The following is a 21,498-nucleotide window of genomic DNA, read 5'->3' as shown; positions in this document are numbered from 1 at the left end:
CAGCGTAATGCTGGCTTTTTTATGGCTTTCATTTCAAAAATGTAAAGAAAAGTATGAAAAATGAAAGTTTACTGTTTTGCCATCTCTTTTTTCACCATTACTGCTGCTGCAATGATGAAAGTGATGATCAGACCGAGTTCCATGAACTACCCCAATAGCTACGAGAAAATTTATAACCCAAATTAAGAGTCGGGCATAGTTTAACAGCTCTGTATATACTTGCTACCTTTTAACCAGTAATTTACGATTTTTTCCGATTTGGATCAAAAAAGACGCAATTATGCGCCTTTTTGTTACTATTGTGTAAATTGAAGATTAGGCATCTGGATAACCTTGAGGGTTAGTAGACTGCCAGCGCCATGTATCGCCAGTCATTTCTTCTAGAGTGCGAGTTGCTTTCCAACCTAACTCATTCATCGCTTTTGATGGATCCGCCCAACACTCTGCAATATCACCTGGACGACGCTCAACAAGTTGGTATGGGACATCTTTACCACTTGCGGCTTCAAATGCTTTCACCATGTCCAGTACACTGTAGCCGTTACCAGTACCGAGGTTATAGATATGAAGGCCAGCTTTGCTACCTACTTTTTCTAATGCAGCAACGTGACCATCGGATAAGTCCATTACATGAATATAATCACGTACGCCTGTGCCATCTTTGGTCGGATAATCACTACCAAACACAGAAAGGAACTCTCTGCGCCCTACCGCAACTTGAGAAACAAACGGCATTAAGTTGTTGGGAATACCTTGAGGATCTTCACCTAGCTCGCCTGTTGGATGTGAACCTACCGGGTTAAAGTAACGAAGAAGTGTAATGCTCCAGTCAGGGTTCGCATTTTGGAAGTCGGTTAAACACTCTTCTACCATTAATTTGCTGCGCCCATATGGGTTAGTTGCGCTAGTTGGAAAGTCCTCTGTGATGGGTACAGATGCAGGATCACCATATACAGTCGCTGATGAACTAAATACCAACGATTTAACTCCGGCTTCACGCATTGCATCAACCAATACTAAAGTGCCATTAACGTTGTTGTCGTAATACTCTAAAGGTTTTGCTACAGACTCACCGACGGCCTTTAAACCTGCAAAATGGATAACAGCTTCAATATTGTGCGACTTTAGTGCTTCTACCATCGCCAATTTATCTCTGATATCGGCTTTAATGAAGGTTGGCTTTACACCACATACCTTTTCAATTCGATCTAATACCGTAGATTTACTGTTGTACAGGTTGTCTAGAATCACTGGCGTCATGCCAGCTTCGATCATTTGAATACACGTATGACTACCGATATAGCCCATACCACCCGTAACGAGTACTTTCATTTTATTATTCCTTCTGACGCGAATTGAGTTAGTTTAAAGCTTTGACGTTACGATTTAAACTGTCTCTTGTAATTCGCCTCCCATTAATATTGCTTGGCCTTTCCCGGCTTTCTTTGCTTGATACATTGCCGTATCCGCACTTTTTAAAACTCGAGTAGCATCGCGCTCATTTACACCGACTAATTTTACGCCGATACTAACGCCAACTTTGAGTAAGTGACCTTTGTACTCAATTGGAGCACATATGCTCTCGAGCAACTGTTCTGCTATTCGGGTGACCACTTTTTGATTGGCGGGATTAACCAACATGACAAATTCATCACCAGAAAGTCTTGCGATTAAATCACTATGTCTCGTCGCAGATGTTAGACGTTCGGAAACTTTTTTCAAAACTTCATCACCTGCATCATGACCGTAGGTATCGTTAACTTCTTTAAATCCATCCAGATCGAGGTACAAAACTGCAAATTCGTCACGCAAGTATCCAGAGCGTTGTACTAGTTGTTCCAACTCTAAATGGAACTTAGATCGATTGGCTAACCCCGTTAAAGCATCGTGATGAGCTAAATGCTCCAATCGTTCCATCTCTTTTGCGCCGGAAAGGTCGGTAAGAACAATAACCAGATCATAGAAACCATAGTCTTCACACTTAACGATGCGATTGACTCGAGCAAACATCGGTACAAACTGACCAATATGGTTCTTCTCGATAACTTCACCTTGCCAAACGCCATAATTTTCTATCGACTCGATGATACTAGGCATCATTTCCTGTAACTTGCGCCACTTTAGCGTTTGGATGAATGACTTCCCAATAAGCTGATCCACCTCTAAGCCGACTAACTTAGTGACGGCAGGGTTTGCCATCGTAATGACACCGCGATGATTAAGAACAATGAGACCATCTTGGCTGCTTTCAAAAACACGTCCCGCAACACGTTGCCGGTTTATGGCTTCTTCAATTTCGGTGATATCTTGAATCGAAAACAGTAAGTATTCATGTGTCGAGAGGCGACGACTGGTTAGGCTCAACTGCTGTTCGTTATCTGCATTTTTGAGGTGAATATCATCGCACTCTAGGCCTCGACTCAGGATCTGACTCAGCTCATTCGGTGTTTTGGTTTTAATTAGATCACGAATATTGGCGTATTTAAGTTCATCTAATTTTTTTTGAAATATTTGCTGGGTCGCCGTATTACAATGAATAACACGTCCGGAATTGTCTGTAATAACTAATGCATGCTGAACAGATTCGATAACCTCTTCTGAAAATGCGCGCTTTTGTTCTAGTGTGTCTAGCGAATGTTGCCGCTGCTTCTCACGTACTGTTAACCTATTCATCATTTGATTGAAAGATCTCGCGAGCTCTCCAATTTCATCGTTGGCGTAATAGCGTGCTTGATTTTCCGTGCTTCGTCCGTGTGTCACATTCTCTATTACGCGGCTAAGCTCCATAACGGGCTTGAGAACAAGCCTCTCGATACTTATGTAAAAAACAGTGCCACCAGCGATCAGAAACAGAAGAAGTAAAGCGCTATCTTGAAGTAAAGATTGCATGGCTTCTACGATTGGACGATGATAAAGCGTGACTCTAATGCTACCAATGACATAGCCATCATGGATAATCGGCTCTAGAACATAAAGAAATTTGGTTGATAAGGCATAGCCTAGAGCGTGCAACCTACTTCTTTCGGTTTGACTGGGAACGGGTGCTAGTGCCCCACTTATCTCCATAACAGCGAATGGTTGGTCATCTTGGTCATAAAGTTTGACCCGCGTTACATTTGGCTGGTTTAAAAAGTTGGCGAGAATAGTTTGAGCTTTTTGCTTGTCCTTTGTCGTCAGCGCATCTTTAATTGAGAAAGAAACGTTGTTAATCAACTTTCTTGTCTGCTCGACCAGTTCATGCTTAGACGATTGGTATACAGTATACGAGGTGTAACCTTTTGAGATAACAAAGATAGCCGTTAAAAAGGCCAGAAGAGGCCAAATAAGCTTCGCTCGTAATGACATATATATTCCTGTCGCAGACAACCACAAAAATGACAGAAGAACCATTATGCAATCTATCACCCATGAAGGGCGACAAGATTAACACGATGCTAATGCAAAATAACCTTAAATTCTCAAAAATTGGATGGAAAAGAAACGAAATACCTTAAAATTCGGATCAACTCAAATAACGGCAACATCTTTATGGACTAACGTGATCTTTTTCGTCAGCTATCTGCTCAAAAAGCTTCGTTTTCATGATAGAAGAATGAAGTGAGTCACTGAACCTAGATGCATTTTCCTGCATCGTAAACCCATTGCTTGTGTAGAAATAAAACGTATGGCATTGAATAAACAGCAACTTACATTGAACTGTGATATGGGCGAGAGCTTTGGCTCTTGGAGTATGGGCGCAGATGAAGAAGTGATGCCCCATGTTGATATGGCGAACATCGCGTGTGGTTTTCATGCCTCCGACCCTAATGTCATGCACGACACCATCACCCTAGCGAATGACAACGATGTTGATATTGGCGCACACCCAGGTTACGCCGACCTACAAGGCTTTGGCAGACGAAGCATAAGCATGACGGGTGATGAAATTACGAACATGGTTATATATCAGGTTGGTGCTTTACAAGCATTATGCCGGGCGCAATACACAGACATCAGTTACATAAAGCCTCATGGCGCTCTATACAACGACATGATGAAAAGTGATGCGATATTTAGAGCGGTAGTAAAGGCGGCAGCACTGTTCAAAGTACCGTTAATGATCCTAGCTTCACAGGAAAACGAAAAATACTTAGAAATCGCAGACGATTATGATGTTCCCTTGCTATTTGAAGCATTTGCAGACCGTTTATACCAAGATGACGGCTTACTGACTCCTAGAACACAGCCCAATGCCGTGTTAAAAAGCGAGCACGCGATACTTGAGCAAGTCCGGACCTTAGCTGACTCTGGGCGTGTCAAAACCGCTTCAGGCGGTTACATATTATTGGAAGCCGACACAATTTGTGTTCATGGTGACAATGAAGAGTCGATCGCGCTGATCCAAAAGATCCGCCAAAGCCTATACGCTGGAGGAAATTAATGCATAAAGAGAAATTTAATATCTCTTTGATCTCCGAGTGCAGTATTTTCATTAAGTTTGATGAGAGTATTTCTGAAAATGCAGTCGGAGAGCTTGCTCGCAGCATAAGAGAAACTTTCGCTTCAATTGTTATGAACGTTGTCCCCTCCTATCAAACTATTCTCATTGATTACTTACCTTTTCGAATCAACGAGAAGAACTTAGTCAATGAGCTGCAACAAATCGTGAGCCAGTTTGATACTCAATCACTTAAGCTTTCCCAGCCGAATCACATTACTATCCCTGTATATTACTCTGAAGAAACCGCGTTAGATCTATCTCGTTTTCAAAAGCGAGGTCTGTCATTAGACGATCTTATTACCCTGCATACGAAAACCGAGTACGCGGTTTCTGCAATTGGATTTGCTCCAGGCTTTGCATTTCTCTCTGACGTTGATACTCAATTGCACATGGCAAGGCTTGCCACACCAAGAACTCAAGTGCCGGCCGGAAGTGTCGGAATCGCAGACTCTAAAACGGCCGTCTATCCATCAGATAGTCCTGGCGGATGGAACATTATTGGTAAAAGCCCGCTTGAGCTCTTCTCCGACTCTCCTCCTTTTATACCGTTTGAAGTGGGTGACAAGGTCACCTTTAATGCTATTTCAAAACAAGAGTTTATCGATTTAGGAGGCGTACTATGAGTTACGGTGGATTACTGGTGGAAAAGCCAGGACCGCTCTCTTTAGTTCAAGACTTTGGTCGTTTTGGCTTAGCGCATGTCGGTGTGACTCAAGGTGGGCCGGTCGACGACTATGCTTACAGCTGGGCCAACCATTTGCTTGGTAACGTAGTCAATTGCGTTGCGATTGAAATTACTTTGGGTAACGCTTGTTTTATTGCCTTGCATAACTGCCACCTTGCTATATGTGGCGGTGATTTAAATGCAAAAATAGATGGTGAACCTATTTCAAATTGGTCTGACTTTACGTTGAAAAAAGGACAGAAGCTTCAGTTCGGAGTCGCAAGGAATGGACTTCGCTCCTACCTAGCGGTTAAAGGTGGATTCAATGTTGCTCAGCACTTAGGAAGCGCATCGACCGTCTCGCGAGAATCTCTAGGTGGTTATGATTCAAATGGTGGCGCTTTGAAAGCTGGCGATATTCTTCCCTTTGTCCCTCATAACTTACCGAAACGTAAACCAAGGCAAATGACGTTTCGTTTTAAGCCAGATTACAACTTACCCATTAAGCTGAGAGTGATTGAAGGCTATCAGAACGAGGACTTTGATGAAGACGCTCGCCAAGCATTTTATAACAAAGCATTCATCATCTCCCCAAATTCGAATCGCATGGGCTACCGTCTTGAGGGCAATAACATTCGTCCACCTTACGAAGGCGTCCTATCTGAGGGAATTGCATTAGGTTCAATTCAAGTACCTAGCGATGGTAACCCTATTGTGCTGCTCAACGATCACCAGACTATTGGCGGGTATCCTAAATTTGGCTGCGTAGCCCGTATTGACTTACCTAGACTGGCACAGGCGAAGCCCGGACAAAAAGTCAATTTTGTGAAAGGAGATAGACTAGGCTTGCAAGAAGTATGGTGCCAATGGGCTCAGTTTTTTGGGTATTAATACAACCACTGAGCCCAAACACAGCCGATTATGTAGGCATACCATAACGCACTGCTAAAGCTTGTGGATAGCCTCGCTCTTGAGTGAGTTTAATCGCGTACTGCTCGACTTCTTGTTCAGACCACTTCACAGCGACCGGATGCTGTGTTTCCACATTTTGGTTAGGATCGATGTCAAACCAGAATTGAAGCATTTTTTGCGCTGCGAGTAGTGTCGATGACGCTTTTACCACCTCTATTCTCGCGTAGTGGTTATCTTCAAAAGTCACATCTGCCGCTCTGAGTACTGGATCTGTGCCGGGAATTTGCTGAGCGCCAAATAATGCTTTTCCTCCTTTTACAGCAGAGTGATAGCCGGGAATAAACTGCGCCATGTGTTTGATGGCGTTGTTCGTTCGCTCTTCTAACACTTCTTCTCTCCAGCCGTAACGGATCTTCGAGAGTAAAGGCATAGGCAGTTCAGGTTGAGCAGATGAGTTCGTGCTCTCCACTAAACCATCTTCAAACAGCGTGATTCCTTTTGTCATACCATGAAGTTGAAAGTAACCATCGCCATAAGGCGTCAATTGAGCCATTCCTTTATCGGTTCCACGCGGGCCATGAAAAATAACTTCTGGCCATTGTTGTTGACAGTCTGCCCACCTCGTAACGTAAGCGGCTTTAAACTCCACCAACCTGTCTCGCTTGGCACCAACTGTGTTGTCAATTGAGCCTGTTTCAAAGCCACACGCGTTAACCAAGTAGTCGCATGTCATCAGGTAATCGATACCTTCACGTTCATAGCCAAGTTGCCAGTGTTCCCCCATCCAATCGGCTTGCTTAAACGTTGCTTGTGTGAAGACCGAAGCATTAGGAAGCGTATCTAGTGTTAAGTTGGCAATTGCGGCGAGGCGAAAAACACTCCAACCATATTCTTGAACTGCGACAACCGGATACTTTAGCGCTTCAAGATCAGCATGTTGAGCAAAAGGAATGCACCACTCATCGAAGTTTGTAGGATGACTTGGTTGAGTACGTTGCGCGAGAGCTTCTAGCTCCGCTTTTGAATACAGTTTGTAGTATTCGCTTGGCTCGCCGAGCACTTTATTACTCTCATCTTTATCAACGAGCGTCTGATAAGCACTTTTCACAACCTCTAATCGCGGAATTAGTGTGGATGGGTCTCCACCATCGGAATGAGGAACCGCGATGATTGTCGGACGAATATTCAGTGAAAGCGGATACAGGCGAACAGTATCGATAGATTGTGCTAACAAGTCTAAGCATTGTTGCTGGGAAATCTCTCGATATAAATTACCACCAGCATGCAAATGACAAATGGGTGGACCATTTACTAGTGATACGCCCTTCTCTATTACGGAAACTTTAAAACCCAGCTCCGCAAAATGAATTGCTGCTGTTGCACCTGCTACACCGCCACCAACAACAGCGATATGCTTATCTTTATAACTTGGAAACTCAGACTTCATTGCTTCACTAAAAATTTTATAAGGAAAATTCTTTACTAACGGTGAATTCTACTCGTGTTTGGACTTGATTAAAATCACAAAAAGTTCATGGGTTTGCGAAATATCCAACAGCGCCTGTAAAGTGCATTAAAGTAGAAAAAATTTGCGAAAAAGTACTTGACGACATGGTTAAGAAGACACTTTTTTGTGTCTATGTGAATAAGAATTTCACTGTAAGACCCATGGCGCAAAGCCTGCAGAAACACCCCACTTTTTACCCCATTTAGTTATCCCAAAAGTTATCCACTGTTTTTGTGGATAACTAAAATAAAAGTGTCATGGAGTGTTCCAAACTTGATAACACTCGCTGCGATTAAGTGTTTACTGGAGTTAACAATCTTTTCAACAAACTCATCACTACAAGTGCCAACGTAACAAATGTTGCAAGCGGTAAAGCTATCCACAATTCGGGGTGAATTTGTGCATTGAGATCGAATCCATATGTCATGACTGCGGCCACACAAACTTCCGCAGCGAATACCGCAACACCACTAGCAATCAACGCCATAATTCCGTACTCGGCCCACAGGGTTGTGTTGATCCGTTTCTTACTTGAACCTAATGTGCGATACAAACGAATCTCTTGTTGTCGTTGGGACAAGCTTAACCTCAGTAGCGTAAAGATGAGCAGCAGACCAGCAACAACGCCTAAAAGAGCAAGGATGGTGATTGCTGATACGATTTGCTGAATCAAAGCCTGAATTTTCTCGCCCATAGTTCGGATATCTAAAACAGAGACCGTTGGGTGAGCACGTGACATTGACGTCAACAACGCTTCATTTCCTTCTTCAATCCTATAACTGATGAGGTAAGAACCAGGTAAATTAGCCATCACGTCAGATGAGAAAATAAAATAAAAGTTAGGCTTCATGTCACGCCATTCGACATAACGGATGGTATCTACTACTGCATCGTAATTCTGGCTGTTTATTACAAAGCGCAGCGTATCACCGAGTTTTATGCCTAAGTCATTTGCTACATCCGCTTCTACAGATACACTCCCTTTGTTTGTCCATTCACCCGAAAGTACATCATTATATTCTGGTAGGGTATCTCCCCATGTCAGGTTTAGCTCTCGACGTATCGCGTCAGAACCTTCTCCTTCGTAATCAATCTCTTTGACGTTTTGACCGTTAATCTCTGTTAGTCGTCCACGAATTATTGGATAAGCTTGTGACCGCGTAACTCCATTTTTATCTAGGGTTTCTAGGTAGTTATCGAGCTCATAATCACCAATGTTCAAAGCGAACACATTTGGCGCGTCTGCAGGTAAGGTTCTCTCCCAATCCGCGAGAATATCGCTGCGCACAAGCCAAATGATAGACAGCAACATCAAAGATAATGCCAAAGCACCAAACTGTAGACCGCTGGTTACTGGCGTCCGGTTGATACGACTCAACGCAAGCTTCATTGCAGGATGGGTTGAAACACGTGCAAACAGTTTTGTGAGTATGACGCTAACTGCTGCGAGTACCACAAACAGTACCGCTATACCAGTGAGCACGATCCAAACTAAGGTGTTGTCTGCATACAGTAAAAGCAATGGAACAACGGGAACTAGAACAAGTAACATTCGCTTCCAAGAACGTTGCGCTTTGCCCTGCTGTAGCACTTCTAACGCGGGAGTTTTAATCAAGCCTAACAATGGTATACCGAGAGCGGGCACCGTAATCAAGACTGCTGAGATAAATGCCACCAAAAATGGTGTGACGCCGTAACTAGGGAGTGGATCGGGTAATAAGTCTTTGAGTGGAATGCGTAATAAATACTCCAGCCCGCTCCCTAGCAGTAGACCGACGACACTGGCACTAATGAGAAGGATTGTGACTTGAATAAATAACCACTTTTCAATCCATCGGCGACTCGCACCAAGACTTTTCAACATCGCGATAGTTTGTGTCCGGCTGTTCACGTAATTTTGACAAGTAAGAACCAATGTTGTCGCCGCCATAATGATGACAATCGCTACGGTCAACGACAGATACTGCGTCGTGCGTTCAAAAACCTCCTTACTACGACTGGCAGTATCTTGCGTGCGCCAGCGATCGCTCGGAGAAAGCCGCGTATCATCTTGTAAGCTATTTAGTGTTTTATCATCGGCTTGTAAAAACAGACGGTATTGAACTCGGCTCCCAACTTGAATTGCTCCTGTTTTATCTACGTCACTTTGATGAATGTATGCAGAAGGCATTTGTTGAAATGGATTAAAGCTCAAGCCTGGTTCCATCAATACTGCGCCTGATACAGTAAACTCGGCATCGCCTATCGTGACGCTGTCACCTGACTTTACGCTTAGTTGAGTCATAATCCGCTCATCAAGCCAGAGTTGGTTCTCTTGAACGCGACCGGCTGGATTATTTTCAAGAACGAGCTCTCCCATTAAAGGGTAATTATCATCCACCGCCCTTACAGAAATAAGCTGCATACCATTATCGCTAAATGCCATAGTGGCAAAGCGTGTCATCGTCGAACGGTCAAGGCTTTCAGTCGAGGCTAACAACGTGTCCGGAATGGGATTAGCAGACACAAACACCGCATCTGCCGTTAATGCGTCCTTCCCCTGCTTGACGATCACCTGCTCCATTCGTTCTGCTAATGCAGAAAGCGCAAAGATACTCGCAATCACGAGAATAAGAGCAACGCTAATAGGCCAAAGATTCCCCTGCCTTATTTCGCCGAAACTCCAGCGTATCAAACTTTTATTCGACGAGTGCTGTGTTGTACTGTTTTGCTCTGTGGATGTTGCTTCACTTGATGATACTGCAGACATTATATCTCCTCCTTAAGCTCACCCGCCTCCATACGATAGATACGGTCACATCGGCTTGCTAGATGACCATCGTGTGTTACTAAAATCAGAGTTGTCCCGTGCTGTTCATTAAGATCGAATAGCAGCTCAATCACTTTGTCTGCGGTTTGATGGTCAAGATTGCCGGTAGGCTCGTCTGCGAACAACAGCTCAGGCTGTGTCATAAATGCACGCGCTAGCGCAACTCGCTGTTGTTCACCACCAGATAACTGGCTTGGTAAATGGTCGACACGTTTTTCCAATCCAACAGCAGCTAATAATTCCGCTGCTCTTGCTTCATCTTCGGCTTCACCACGTAAAAGACAAGGAAGTGTGACATTACGTAATGCACTCAAACTCGGGATTAACAGGAAACTTTGGAAAACAAAACCTAAAGAGTCAGCCCGAATTTTCGCGCGTGCTTCATCGTCCAGTTTTGATAATTCATGACCTAATAAAGTAATTTCGCCTGATGTCGGCGTATCAAGACCAGCTAGCAACGTCATCAATGTTGACTTACCTGCACCGGAAGTTCCGACGATGGCGATTTTTTCTCCTTTTCGGATGTCAACATTTACGTCTTTGAGGATTGTTAATTGTTCTTGATTAGTAGAGACTTGTTTAGAAACCAAATTGGCTTGAACAATAGGTGCATTAAGTACAGGTGTTTGCATGATTCGTATACTTTCCTTAGTTCTATTTTTTTGTTTTTCCGCTACTGCACATGCGAGCGAAAAGCTACTTGTCTTGGGTGATAGCTTGAGTGCAGGCTATCAGATGCCGATCGAAGAGAGTTGGCCTAGCTTACTCCCTGATGCGTTGTCAGAACATGGTCAAGATGTAACAGTTATTAATGCCAGCATTTCTGGCGATACAACCGGCAATGGCTTAGCACGGTTACCTCAGTTGCTAACTCAGCATAGCCCTGACATGGTACTTATTGAGTTAGGTGCCAACGATGGCCTAAGAGGTTTCCCTCCTAAACTTATTACGTCGAATCTTTCAAAAATGATTACCATGATAAAAGATTCTGGTGCGGACGTTGTCATGATGCAAATTCGGGTTCCACCTAATTATGGTAAGCGCTATAGCGATATGTTTTACGATATCTACCCTAAGCTTGCACAGCATCAACAAGTTGCCTTGATGCCATTCTTCTTAGAGCATGTTGTCACCAAACCAGAATGGATGATGGATGATGGCCTTCACCCAAAACCAGATGCACAACCTTGGATCGCTGATTTCGTTGCTCAAGAATTAATTAAACATCTCTAATTTTAATGGTCTAGCTCAATAAGTTTTACGTAACTTTACGTTAATCTATTTTCAATTCCACTCATCGAGGATAGATAACAACATGCGAATAGAACCGTTAATTCAAGGTGTTGTTGCTCGCTCTGCGCACCCCAAAGGGTGTCATGCATCTATTAAAGAGCAAATTGAATACGTAAAGCACGCCCCACAGATCAAAAAAGGCCCAAAACGGGTTTTGATTATTGGTGCCTCCTCTGGTTTCGGCCTAGCGGCACGAATAGCCCTAACGTTCGGTGGCGCTAACGCCGATACCATTGGCGTCTCATTTGAGCGTGGCCCTTCAGAGAAAGGGGTTGGGAGTGCGGGTTGGTATAACAACGTCTTTTTTAAGCAAGAAGCAAATCAAGCCGGGCGTACCGCAATAAATATTGTTGGCGATGCATTCTCTGGTTCGGTGCGCAATCAAGTGATTGAAGCCATTGAAACGTACTTTGAGGGTGAAGTTGACTTAGTCATCTATAGCTTGGCAACCGGTGTTCGACCTAAACCTGAATCTGATGAGTTTTGGCGCAGTGTCATTAAACCGATTGGTGAGCCTGTCACTGGCGCTTCTATCATGCTGGAGAACGATAAGTGGATAGAAACCATCTTAACGCCTGCAACAGAAGAGGAAGCCAATGCCACCATTAAAGTAATGGGCGGCGAAGACTGGGAAAGTTGGATTGACACACTCATCAATAACGACTCTATTGCACACGGCGGCAAAACCATCGCCTTTTCTTACATGGGCCCTGACATTACGCACCCAATTTATCTCGATGGTACGTTAGGTCGAGCGAAAATCGATTTACACCAAACCAGTCATTCATTAAACCTCAAACTCGCCAACTTTGACGGCGGTGCTTACGCAACCGTGTGTAAGGCGTTGGTGACGAAAGCCAGTGTATTCATACCTGCTCTAAGTCCTTACCTGTTAGCGCTTTATAGAGTGATGAAGGAAAAAGGTACTCACGAACGCTGTATTGAACAAATGCAGCGACTGTTTACTACGAAGTTATACGATCAAGAGAAAGTGCCAGTTGACGGTGAACGCTTGATTCGAATAGATGACTTGGAACTTGAACCGCAAGTTCAACAAGAAGTCCACGCTCTTTTAGAACAGATGAATGCTGATAACTTTAAAGAGATTGGTGATTACCAAGGTTTTAAAGATGAGTTTATGAAGATCAATGGCTTTAACTTTGAAGATGTTGACTATTCGCAAGACATTTCTATTGAATCGTTAATGTCGCTTAAGCCTTGATGCTTGTTATCTGTTTCAAGGATGAGATATGTGACAACTATTCCTAGTCCTGAACACTTTTCAGGACTTTTTTTTGTTTCGAGCCCTAGCCACCCTATACTTAATTAAAAAGCGAGAACAAAATAGAGCAGTCTGCATTTTTAATTCACAGGAAGTGAAACCACGTAAAGGATGACCTATATGGGGAGATTGCAAACATTAGACTACGAAATCCCTGAGTCTATGCGAAGAAGTTGGCAGGAAATCGTCAACTTACTGGCTCAAATAACGCACGTACCCACCACATTAATTATGCGTATCCATCCAGATCGCATAGAAGTAAACACATCCAGCGAAACTCTAGGTAATCCTTATCGTACTGGCGATACTGAGCTGCTTGGCAACGGTTTGTATTGTGAGCATGTCATAAAACACAAAAGTGAACTTATTGTCCCAAACGCGCTTGAAGATGAAGAGTGGCAAAATAATCCTGATATCAAACTAGGTATGATCTCTTATTGCGGCTTACCGCTATTCTGGCCAAATGGAGAGACGTTTGGAACTATTTGCATGCTTGATTCTAAGGAGAATGAATACTGCGACACTTACCGGCAATTGCTTGGGACTTTTAAAGATTCAATCGAAGCGCAGCTTTCCATCGTGCATCAGCAACACAAACTTCAGCGTCTTAACAACGAACTCAAAAATAGAGTTGAGAATCGCACTACAGATTTGGCGCAGTTAAGTTATTCCCTAACGCAAGAGATTGATCGTCGCAGAGCCGCTGAAAAGCAGGTGAGCTACCAAAAAACACACGATCAAGGAACTGGATTCCTAAACCGAGCAGCACTCGAAAATATAGTCAGTGACACACTCAGAACGTTAGATCACAGTCAGCAATCATTAATCGTAATAAACATTGGTTTTAGCAATGCACGCAGTATCCAAACCCGTTATGGCTTTGAAGCTTTCGACGAAATATTGAAAGAGTTTCGGTATCGTCTTGGTAAGCGGGAGTCCAGACATTTTGTTACGGGGAGGCCTAGCTCCAATGATCTCGTATTGCTCGTTTGGGGCACAGACATCGATATAAAATTGCATCAGCTACTGAATGATATTACCGATATTGGTATGGGAAGTTTTTATGTAAAAGACACAGAGGTTCACCTAAACTCTTACATTGGTGTTGTACAAGCTCACCGAACCAGCAATGCTAAACAACTACTCCAGAACGCATGTTATGCCATGCTTTTGTGTAAAGAATCTGGCGAAGCGTATAGTTATTTCTGTGAAAGCCATTCAAATGAACTCAACAACCACAATCAACTGGAAAGCTACTTATTGCAAGCGGTAAGAAACGATGACCTAATGCTCTACTTTCAGCCCAAAGTACACCCTCAAACCCACAAGTGGATTGGCGCAGAAGCGTTACTACGCTGGAGGCATCCAATACTTGGCGACGTATCCAACGAAGCATTAATACATATGGCTGAACAAAACGGGCTTATCTTTGAAGTTGGCTCTTTTGTTCTTCGAACCGCGATAGACAAAGCAAAACAATGGTCTGAGTTAATTGATAACTTCAAAATGGCCGTCAACGTTTCTCCCATTCAATTACAAAACGTAAATTTTGCAGAACAAGTGCAACACCTACTCGAGTCTTTTCATTTGCCAGCACACTTTCTCGAGCTCGAGGTAACCGAAAGCGCCTTAATTGCCGATGAGGTCGTAGCACGCACTACATTAAATAAACTGCACAAACTAGGCGTGACATTGTCACTTGACGATTTTGGTACAGGATATGCCTCGTTCAGCTATTTAAAGAAATATCCATTTGATGCCATCAAAATTGATAAAAGCTTCGTCCAGCAAATGGAAAAGTCGGACGATGATCGCGCGATAATTTGTTCTATCATACACATCGCGAAAAAACTGGAACTCCAAGTCGTGATCGAAGGCATTGAATCTCCCCAACAAGAACAGTTTCTCATTGGTGAGGGCTGTGATATCGGACAAGGTTTTCTTTATGGTAAACCTATGCCTTGTAATGAATTTGAGCAAAGTTTGTTTAATCAGCGCCTTTCTGGCGGGCAATACGCCTACTCTTCCTAAGCATTCTCTTTACTATGAGGGCGGTGGTTTCTATAATCGCCGCCCGCTTCTATTAAAAGGCCAATATCTTCATGGATCAGTTGACTGCCACGCTTAAGAAAATTGAAAAGCAGAACTACCGAGCTTATCAGCAAATCAAAGGTCGATACGACTTCACTGATTTCACTTTGTTTATCGATCATGTACAGGGTGACCCTTATGCATCGGCGTCACGTTTTCGTGCGACTCGCGCATGGTCTTTGACTGGTCTTGAGTGGCTAAGAGACGAGTCTCCTGCATTTCAAAGAGCTGCACGTGATTTTATTGCGCGTAGTTTTGAACAGTTTGCTAAACAAGAAAACTCAGTATCAATTTCACTGACAGGCCAAACTGTACTGGATAGCACCGCGGTGTTGTTTACTGAAGAAGGTATTGAACTGCGTTTTCGAGTTAACTTACCAGCCGAAGGTCGTTCAGTATTGGGGAAAAAAGCCAACAACATACTGACTTTCCACCTGCCTAAGTTTATCCGTCGAGCAACTTTAGAGCGTGAACTCGACAAAGCCGCTTTAATTAAGCACTGCCAAGTTGTTGAAGACCAAGATGCCCTACGAGAACAGTTAGAGGCCAATAACTTAGTCGCGTTTGTCGCAAACGGCAGTATTCTTCCTCGAATTGCAGGTAATTGCGACCTTCCTATGAAAGAAGCCGTTGAGTTTAAAGCCCCTGAATCTCTACAAGTCACTTTACATGCGCCAAACAAGGGCCATGTCACAGGATTAGGAATTCCAAAAGGTATCACACTGATCGTAGGTGGCGGCTTCCACGGTAAATCTACCTTATTAAATGCAATAGAGCGTTCAATTTACGATCATATTCCAGGAGATGGCCGCGAATACATTGTTGCCGATAACAAGGCTATGAAGATTCGTGCCGAAGATGGCCGATGCGTACACCACTTGAACCTGTCGAACTACATCAACCATTTACCGATGGGTAAAGATACGGCGGACTTTTCTACTCAAGACGCATCAGGCTCAACGTCGCAAGCCGCTTGGCTTCAAGAGTCTATTGAAGCGGGTGCAAGCACATTATTGATTGATGAAGATACTTCTGCTACCAACTTCATGATTAGAGATGAGCGTATGCAGGCATTGGTGGCAAAAGGTGATGAGCCAATTACTCCTCTCGTCGACCGCATTGGTCAATTACGAGATGATCTTGATATCTCTACCATTATCGTTATGGGTGGGTCGGGCGACTACTTAGACGTTGCCGATACCGTCATTCAAATGCACGACTACCAAGCCGTTGATGTGACTGAAAAAGCGAAAGAAGTTATCGCTCAGCACCCTACTCAACGCCATAACGAGTCAGAAGAACGTTTACAGACCTTCCCACCTCGAGCACTGAACCGCGTTGCGTTGATGAATATTCTGACTGACGGCAAGTTCCGTGTGAATGCGAAAGGCAAAGAGTCACTTCGATTTGGTAAAGAGTTTACTGATCTTAGCGCTTTGGAACAGATAGAGTCAGCCGATGAAGTCAACACAATTGGCTGGTTATGGTTCCAAATTGCTCAACTTCCAGGTTGGTGTAATCATCCGGCGAAGGAGATTGAAGAAATGCTGTCTGGTGAGTGGCATGCCGCTCTTCCTAAACAAGGCGACTTAGCCAAACCACGCACACTAGACGTTATGGCTGCCCTCAACCGCATGCGAAAATCTCAGTTTAAGTCATCATGCTAGTTTTGATACGCTGACAGAGATAGTTCAATCAAAAGGCAGCTATAGTTAGCTGCCTTCCTTTATCTTTATTCTTAGTGAATCATTCGTTTCTCAGTACATTCCACGCTTCACAAAGAACTCTAAATCTTTCTGCATCGCCATTTTCTCGATCAGGATGCCAACGAAGCGCGAGTTTTCGCCATTGTTTTCTAATTTCCGCAGGCGTAGCGTCAGTGTTAAGTTCAAATAGTGACAGTGCCTTTGTCTTATCTACGCTAGCTACTGATGAACCACCGATGAACTTTTGATAAGTTGTCCAAAATTCATTCAACAGTCGACGCACTTCATCTTCGTCCGCTTCGTAATTGCGCCAATCTAAGTAATACTCACGCAAAGGATCATGAATATCGATCTTATGCCTCAAAGCTTCCATCGAAGACATGAGCTGAATATCCATGGCTTCGACTTGAAGCCAACTATCCGGATACAGAGTGTCTTGCAGTTGATATAATGCATTCATGATCAGGAAATTTCTTTTGAATAAATCCTTATCGGGAGAGTCGTCCAGCTTTGAAATATAACCTTGTTCACCCAACGAGCTTGCCAAGGTGTGCACTTTCCAATTGGAGGGCTGTTTTCTCAGAATTTCTAGCATTGGCCAAAGCAGCGGATTTTCTATTGCATGAGGCTCAATACTACTGACAGTACGTTGTCCTTCCATTCATCCTCTCTGACACGAGCTTAGGGCCCCATTCTCGGCACAAAAAACATAGTTTCCACTTTGTAGCATAAATGCAAAAAGGCCGATAGTCATTCACCATCGGCCTTTGTAAGGAGATCACGTAAAGGTTAAATAACCCCTAGCTCACGTAAACGTTCCATAAGGTAGCTATGTGCAGTGTAGCGCTCAGATAACACCACTTCCGGCTTTGGATGCAGGAACAACGGTAATGAGATACGTGACTTTTCTTGACGGCCACCCGTAGGGTTGATTACACGGTGAGTCGTTGAAGGGAAATAACCACCTGACGCTTCTTGAAGCATATCACCAATGTTGATGATTAAGTTTCCGAAGTCACATGGTACATCGATCCAATCACCCTCTTTACTCTTTACTTGCAGTCCAGGCTCATTGGCAGCAGGCAAAACCGTTAGCAGGTTAATGTCTTCATGCGCAGCAGCACGAATAGCGCCTGGCTCTTCTTCGCCTGTCATCGGTGGGTAGTGAAGCACGCGTAGTAATGTTTTGTCACTGTTATTGATCATTTCTGACAACGCGATAGAGAACTTCTCTTGAACGTCCTTAGGTGCGTACGCTTCAACCCAACCTAATAGCTCTTGAGCAAATGCATTGGCACGCTCGTAGTACTCTAAGATTTCAGCTTTAAGCTGCTCTGGTATCTGCCCCCAAGGGTAAACATGAAAGTACTCTTTGATGTCTTTCACTTTGTGCCCTTTCGCCACTTCAGACACTGAAGGTGGGAAATAGCCATCTTGGGTGTCTACGTTAAAGTGAAAATCATTCTTTTGATCTGAACAGAAAAACTCATGCCAGTTTTTGTAAATTGACTCTACAAGCTCTTGTGGAATCGGGTGGTTTTTCAACACACCGAACCCCGTTTCGCGTAGAGAGGTAACGAACTGTTGAGCAGCATCGTCAGCAAGATAATCGACAGTTTCCAGTTTCATGGCTTTACTTCTTTTTTATTAGACTGAATCATGGATTCTATGGATGGGCATGTTGTAAATCAAACTTTAATGAAAAGTGCACGCGCAAACGTTTTAATGTTGAGCAGTTTGCCAATAAATCAACATTTTCAGTGATCAAAAAACCCATTAAAATATCAATTGCACACCGTTCAATTAAGTGTAATCATTAACACAATCTATGGAGTCCCACTGTAAGATAAATTGAAGGATCAAATAACTCTATGAAAAGCACCTCGACACTCTTAGGATTAACGATTTTTTATGCCATCGTGTTTTTATTTTCTGCGTTGGAACCTAACTCACGTGCAGTTTGGTTTGCGGAGATTATCCCGGCGATTGGTATTCTTGTTGCTATTTGGGCGATTTCGATTCGCTATCAGTTCAGTAATACGGCTTACTTTTTAATGTTCATCTGGCTCTGTTTGCACACTATCGGTGCGAAATATACGTTCTCCGAAGTGCCGTTTGACTGGTTTAACGACATGATTGGTTCAGAGCGAAATAATTTTGACCGCATTGCGCACTTTTCAATTGGCCTTTACGCATATCCGATCGCTGAATACTTGATAAACAAAAAACGGTTCAACAAAGCGTTCTCTTGCTGGTTTGCTTTGTTTGCTATCATGTCACTTGCTGCTGGCTATGAGATTATCGAATGGTGGTATGCGGAATTGGCTGGTGGCGATGAGGGAATTGCCTTTCTGGGCTCGCAAGGTGACATATGGGATGCCCAGAAAGATATGTTGTGCGATACCGTTGGTGCAGTGTTGTCGTTATTCTTAATGTCGGCTCAACGTCGATTCTCTCAACCATTCTAAATAAGGGTTAAACCCATCAACAATTGGAACCTGTACGATTTGAGCGACCTCGTATTCGTGCAGGTTTTCTATTTTCTCTTCCACCAATTCATAGAGCTCTCGACGAGTTTTGATCACCAGCAACCATTCGTTGTCAGTACAAACCTCCCCTTTCCAAACGTAGTGGCTTTCAATAGGCATTGTTTGAATACACGCGGCTAATTGTGCATCTAGCAAACCTTTAATGATCTGATCTCGATTTTTTTCATTACTGGTTGTACTTAAAACCATGCAATAGTCATGTTTCATACTCATTTTCTAGCCCTTTATTATTTCATCGTCACTTTGCCGCCAATCATTTTGTAAGCGGGGGTTCCTCTTACTAGGGTATCTCTTGCAAACTCTTGTCCGCAAGCGGGGCAAATACATGGGGTTTGTGTGAAATCGTCAACAATGCGCTCTTTGAAGCATTTAACCAGTGCGCCTTTCCCGCCTTTACGGTACTTAAATAGTTGAGTTTTACATTTAGAGCAAAAGATATCGACGGTTTTCGTCGGTTGTTTTTTATTCGGTTTCGCCATGGTTACTTTCTATATCCGGTTTGACCCATACATTATTAAAATCAAACCAACCTAAGGCATTACACTTTGCATTTTGTAACGCACCGCTGTGGTCTTTATTCACGCCTAGCCAGCAGTGAAACATAGGAATCACCTGACAGCTTTTTACTAACTGTCGTCCTAGCTCACGCGCAGGAAAGTCTGTGTGCATGCCGGCACGCCATTGATCGACAAGTTTAGCCCATTCACTAAAATCGTAACCTGAACTGAACTTCTCAATATCACTGTAATCCAGGAGCCAGCCCGCCAACGCGTCATTTCGGTTCGTTGCAATGCCCATAGCTTTCACCCAGATATCCACTTCCTCCGGTGCGGGCGGTTGAGAATCATAACGAATAAACTCAACCTCTATACCGTGCGGTTTTAAGAGTGTCTTGATGGCCTTGGCAACTACTGGAAACATCGGATGCTTTTTCTGATACGCTACGGAAATTACCTTATTAGCCTGTGGTACGCTGCCCGCTTCTGCTGGCCTAAGATCAATCCAACCGGGCTTAAGGCCAAACGCTTGCAATACTCCCAGTTCCATCACTTTATCTTGTGGAACATGCGCGTAAATCTGGTGACTGTTGAGGGTTTGCGAGAGGAACTCTGCCCAACGAGGATCTTTTGCAATCCCAGTGTTTTTGTTTAGTAATAGGAATGTACAGCCAGGGTCCAGCTCGACTTCATCGGATGAACCTTGTTTATCCATCTTCGGTTTTGACAGGCTTGGATAAACCATTGAGGAATAGGCTTCATCGATTACCCACACCTCCACTTGGTCAAGTAAAGGGCGAAAACCAAAGTAGCCATCAAAAGCAGTCAAAATAAGACGCTTATCATCATTCATTTTAACTTGGAACGGCCCTGTCCCTATCGGTTGTCTATCGAAGCTTTCAGAACGCAAAGCACTCGGTAGCAAAATTTTTGCTTGCGACTCACTCAGAGCCAGAGGCAGGTAGCGATCAGGACGGACGAGCTCAATATCAACGGTCCACTCTTGTGGTGAAGACACCCGCTTTATGTGAGAAAACAAGTTCAAGCTATTTAACGCAAGTACACTTTCAAGAACACAACTGGTTGTTAACGGTTCACCATTATGAAAGCGTACTCCACGACGAAGATAAAAACGCCAATGTGTATCAGAAATTGCTTCCCACGTGTGGGCTAAATCTGGTTGAAGTTGTTCATTTTCATCAAGGCGAGTGAGTCCGCTAAAAATTTGTCTGGCGATGTGCTGTTCAGAACGCCGCATCGGTTTCTGCGGGTTTAACATCGACAATGGTCGATAATAAGGCAAACGCACGACCTGCTCGCCCTGTCGATGTTGAAGCCCTAAATAACCTTGGATAACCTGCGTCAATCGTGCCGCATCGTTATCAAGCGCATCTAGAGCCTGACCGATTTTCCCTTCATCGAGATAACGCCTGGCGAGGTTTTCGCTGACGTCGCTTCGATTACGTTTAAAAACGAGTTTCGAAAGTTTTCCTCGACCCGCTGCCGGATGCCACTCAATCCAGCCCTCTTCTTCAAGTTTATTTAGAACAATACGAGCATTACGACGTGTACAAAACAACGCTTCGGTGATGTCTTCGAGCTGAACGTCCGTATCGTGACCGGAAAATTTTTCAAACAGTGTTTCGAACTGAACACGTAAACGAGGGCTACTCATAAAGAGGAAATTCTTATCTTGTTGTCGATAAGC

At 43.7% G+C, this 21,498-nt stretch carries 18 protein-coding genes; 8 read left to right on the top strand and 10 right to left on the bottom strand.

Features of this window, described 5'->3' with window-relative positions; all coding sequences use genetic code 11:
• Window positions 1-315: 315 nt before the first annotated feature.
• Window positions 316-1,332 (bottom strand): UDP-glucose 4-epimerase GalE, encoded by a 1,017-nt coding sequence (galE, locus tag R7Z47_RS07325; protein WP_005376309.1) that lies wholly within the window; start codon window positions 1,330-1,332, stop codon window positions 316-318.
• A gap of 54 nt (window positions 1,333-1,386) precedes the next feature.
• A complete protein-coding gene (locus R7Z47_RS07320) occupies window positions 1,387-3,345 on the bottom strand; it encodes a diguanylate cyclase domain-containing protein (protein ID WP_258485505.1) in 1,959 nt (652 codons plus the stop codon).
• 319 nt (window positions 3,346-3,664) lie between these two features.
• Between R7Z47_RS07320 and R7Z47_RS07315 the strand changes: the two genes are divergently transcribed.
• The 3 genes from R7Z47_RS07315 to R7Z47_RS07305 are packed head-to-tail and all read left to right on the top strand — an operon-like array spanning window position 3,665 to window position 6,035.
• Window positions 3,665-4,420, top strand: coding sequence for a 5-oxoprolinase subunit PxpA (locus R7Z47_RS07315; protein ID WP_258485504.1), 756 nt, complete (start codon window positions 3,665-3,667; stop codon window positions 4,418-4,420).
• Window positions 4,420-5,103: a 5-oxoprolinase subunit B family protein gene (locus R7Z47_RS07310; protein WP_167416031.1), complete on the top strand. Its 684-nt coding sequence runs from the start codon at window positions 4,420-4,422 to the stop codon at window positions 5,101-5,103. Before R7Z47_RS07315 ends, R7Z47_RS07310 begins: the two co-directional genes overlap by 1 nt.
• Complete coding sequence (locus R7Z47_RS07305) at window positions 5,100-6,035, top strand: biotin-dependent carboxyltransferase family protein (RefSeq protein WP_138940265.1); 936 nt, start codon at window positions 5,100-5,102, stop codon at window positions 6,033-6,035. The genes R7Z47_RS07310 and R7Z47_RS07305 overlap by 4 nt, the downstream gene beginning before the upstream one ends.
• A 28-nt stretch (window positions 6,036-6,063) precedes the next feature.
• On the opposite strand, the gene R7Z47_RS07300 is transcribed toward R7Z47_RS07305, so the two are convergent.
• From R7Z47_RS07300 to R7Z47_RS07290, 3 genes are all read right to left on the bottom strand, one after another.
• Complete coding sequence (locus R7Z47_RS07300; RefSeq protein ID WP_054728965.1) at window positions 6,064-7,503, bottom strand: FAD-dependent oxidoreductase; 1,440 nt, start codon at window positions 7,501-7,503, stop codon at window positions 6,064-6,066.
• Window positions 7,504-7,855: 352 nt separating this feature from the next.
• On the bottom strand, window positions 7,856-10,312 hold the full coding sequence (locus R7Z47_RS07295) for an ABC transporter permease (RefSeq protein ID WP_262606744.1): 2,457 nt from the start codon (window positions 10,310-10,312) through the stop codon (window positions 7,856-7,858).
• A complete protein-coding gene (locus R7Z47_RS07290; RefSeq protein WP_005376323.1) occupies window positions 10,312-11,004 on the bottom strand; it encodes an ABC transporter ATP-binding protein in 693 nt (230 codons plus the stop codon). The genes R7Z47_RS07295 and R7Z47_RS07290 overlap by 1 nt, the downstream gene beginning before the upstream one ends.
• Between R7Z47_RS07290 and tesA the strand changes: the two genes are divergently transcribed.
• The 4 genes from tesA (at window position 11,003) to R7Z47_RS07270 (ending at window position 16,705) form a co-directional block, all read left to right on the top strand.
• Entirely contained in the window at window positions 11,003-11,605 is a 603-nt protein-coding gene (tesA, locus tag R7Z47_RS07285; protein WP_005376324.1) for a multifunctional acyl-CoA thioesterase I/protease I/lysophospholipase L1, read from the top strand. The genes R7Z47_RS07290 and tesA overlap by 2 nt on opposite strands.
• An 82-nt stretch (window positions 11,606-11,687) precedes the next feature.
• Window positions 11,688-12,887 carry an enoyl-ACP reductase FabV gene (gene fabV / locus R7Z47_RS07280; protein ID WP_318129926.1) on the top strand — a complete coding sequence of 400 codons (1,200 nt, stop codon included), beginning with the start codon at window positions 11,688-11,690 and terminating at the stop codon, window positions 12,885-12,887.
• Between the two features lie 180 nt (window positions 12,888-13,067).
• On the top strand, window positions 13,068-14,978 hold the full coding sequence (locus tag R7Z47_RS07275) for an EAL domain-containing protein (RefSeq protein ID WP_213960962.1): 1,911 nt from the start codon (window positions 13,068-13,070) through the stop codon (window positions 14,976-14,978).
• Between the two features lie 71 nt (window positions 14,979-15,049).
• Window positions 15,050-16,705: an ABC-ATPase domain-containing protein gene (locus R7Z47_RS07270; protein WP_104976093.1), complete on the top strand. Its 1,656-nt coding sequence runs from the start codon at window positions 15,050-15,052 to the stop codon at window positions 16,703-16,705.
• Between the two features lie 79 nt (window positions 16,706-16,784).
• On the opposite strand, the gene R7Z47_RS07265 is transcribed toward R7Z47_RS07270, so the two are convergent.
• The gene (locus R7Z47_RS07265) at window positions 16,785-17,405 is read right to left on the bottom strand and encodes a DNA-J related domain-containing protein (protein ID WP_256902698.1); all 621 of its coding nucleotides are present in this window, start codon (window positions 17,403-17,405) and stop codon (window positions 16,785-16,787) included.
• A gap of 128 nt (window positions 17,406-17,533) precedes the next feature.
• The gene (locus tag R7Z47_RS07260) at window positions 17,534-18,373 is read right to left on the bottom strand and encodes an isopenicillin N synthase family dioxygenase (RefSeq protein WP_005376329.1); all 840 of its coding nucleotides are present in this window, start codon (window positions 18,371-18,373) and stop codon (window positions 17,534-17,536) included.
• 242 nt (window positions 18,374-18,615) lie between these two features.
• Between R7Z47_RS07260 and R7Z47_RS07255 the strand changes: the two genes are divergently transcribed.
• Window positions 18,616-19,212 carry a DUF2238 domain-containing protein gene (locus R7Z47_RS07255; protein WP_017821932.1) on the top strand — a complete coding sequence of 199 codons (597 nt, stop codon included), beginning with the start codon at window positions 18,616-18,618 and terminating at the stop codon, window positions 19,210-19,212.
• Here R7Z47_RS07255 and cutA read toward each other — a convergent pair.
• Genes cutA through R7Z47_RS07240 form a run of 3 tightly spaced genes read right to left on the bottom strand, consistent with a single transcriptional unit; the run spans window position 19,174 to window position 21,465 of the window.
• On the bottom strand, window positions 19,174-19,506 hold the full coding sequence (gene cutA / locus R7Z47_RS07250) for a divalent-cation tolerance protein CutA (protein WP_017634166.1): 333 nt from the start codon (window positions 19,504-19,506) through the stop codon (window positions 19,174-19,176). The genes R7Z47_RS07255 and cutA overlap by 39 nt on opposite strands.
• A 14-nt stretch (window positions 19,507-19,520) precedes the next feature.
• Window positions 19,521-19,772 carry a hypothetical protein gene (locus R7Z47_RS07245; RefSeq protein ID WP_005376334.1) on the bottom strand — a complete coding sequence of 84 codons (252 nt, stop codon included), beginning with the start codon at window positions 19,770-19,772 and terminating at the stop codon, window positions 19,521-19,523.
• Window positions 19,756-21,465, bottom strand: a complete 1,710-nt coding sequence (locus tag R7Z47_RS07240; protein WP_053307684.1) for an SgrR family transcriptional regulator — start codon at window positions 21,463-21,465, stop codon at window positions 19,756-19,758. The genes R7Z47_RS07245 and R7Z47_RS07240 overlap by 17 nt, the downstream gene beginning before the upstream one ends.
• Window positions 21,466-21,498: the final 33 nt, after the last annotated feature.

It is taken from the genome of Vibrio sp. 1641 (assembly GCF_033339995.1).
In the GTDB taxonomy this organism is placed as follows: Bacteria; Pseudomonadota; Gammaproteobacteria; order Enterobacterales; family Vibrionaceae; genus Vibrio; species Vibrio alginolyticus.
Note: the sequence above shows the minus strand (reverse complement) of the source record. Positions and strands in the feature narration are given on the sequence as shown.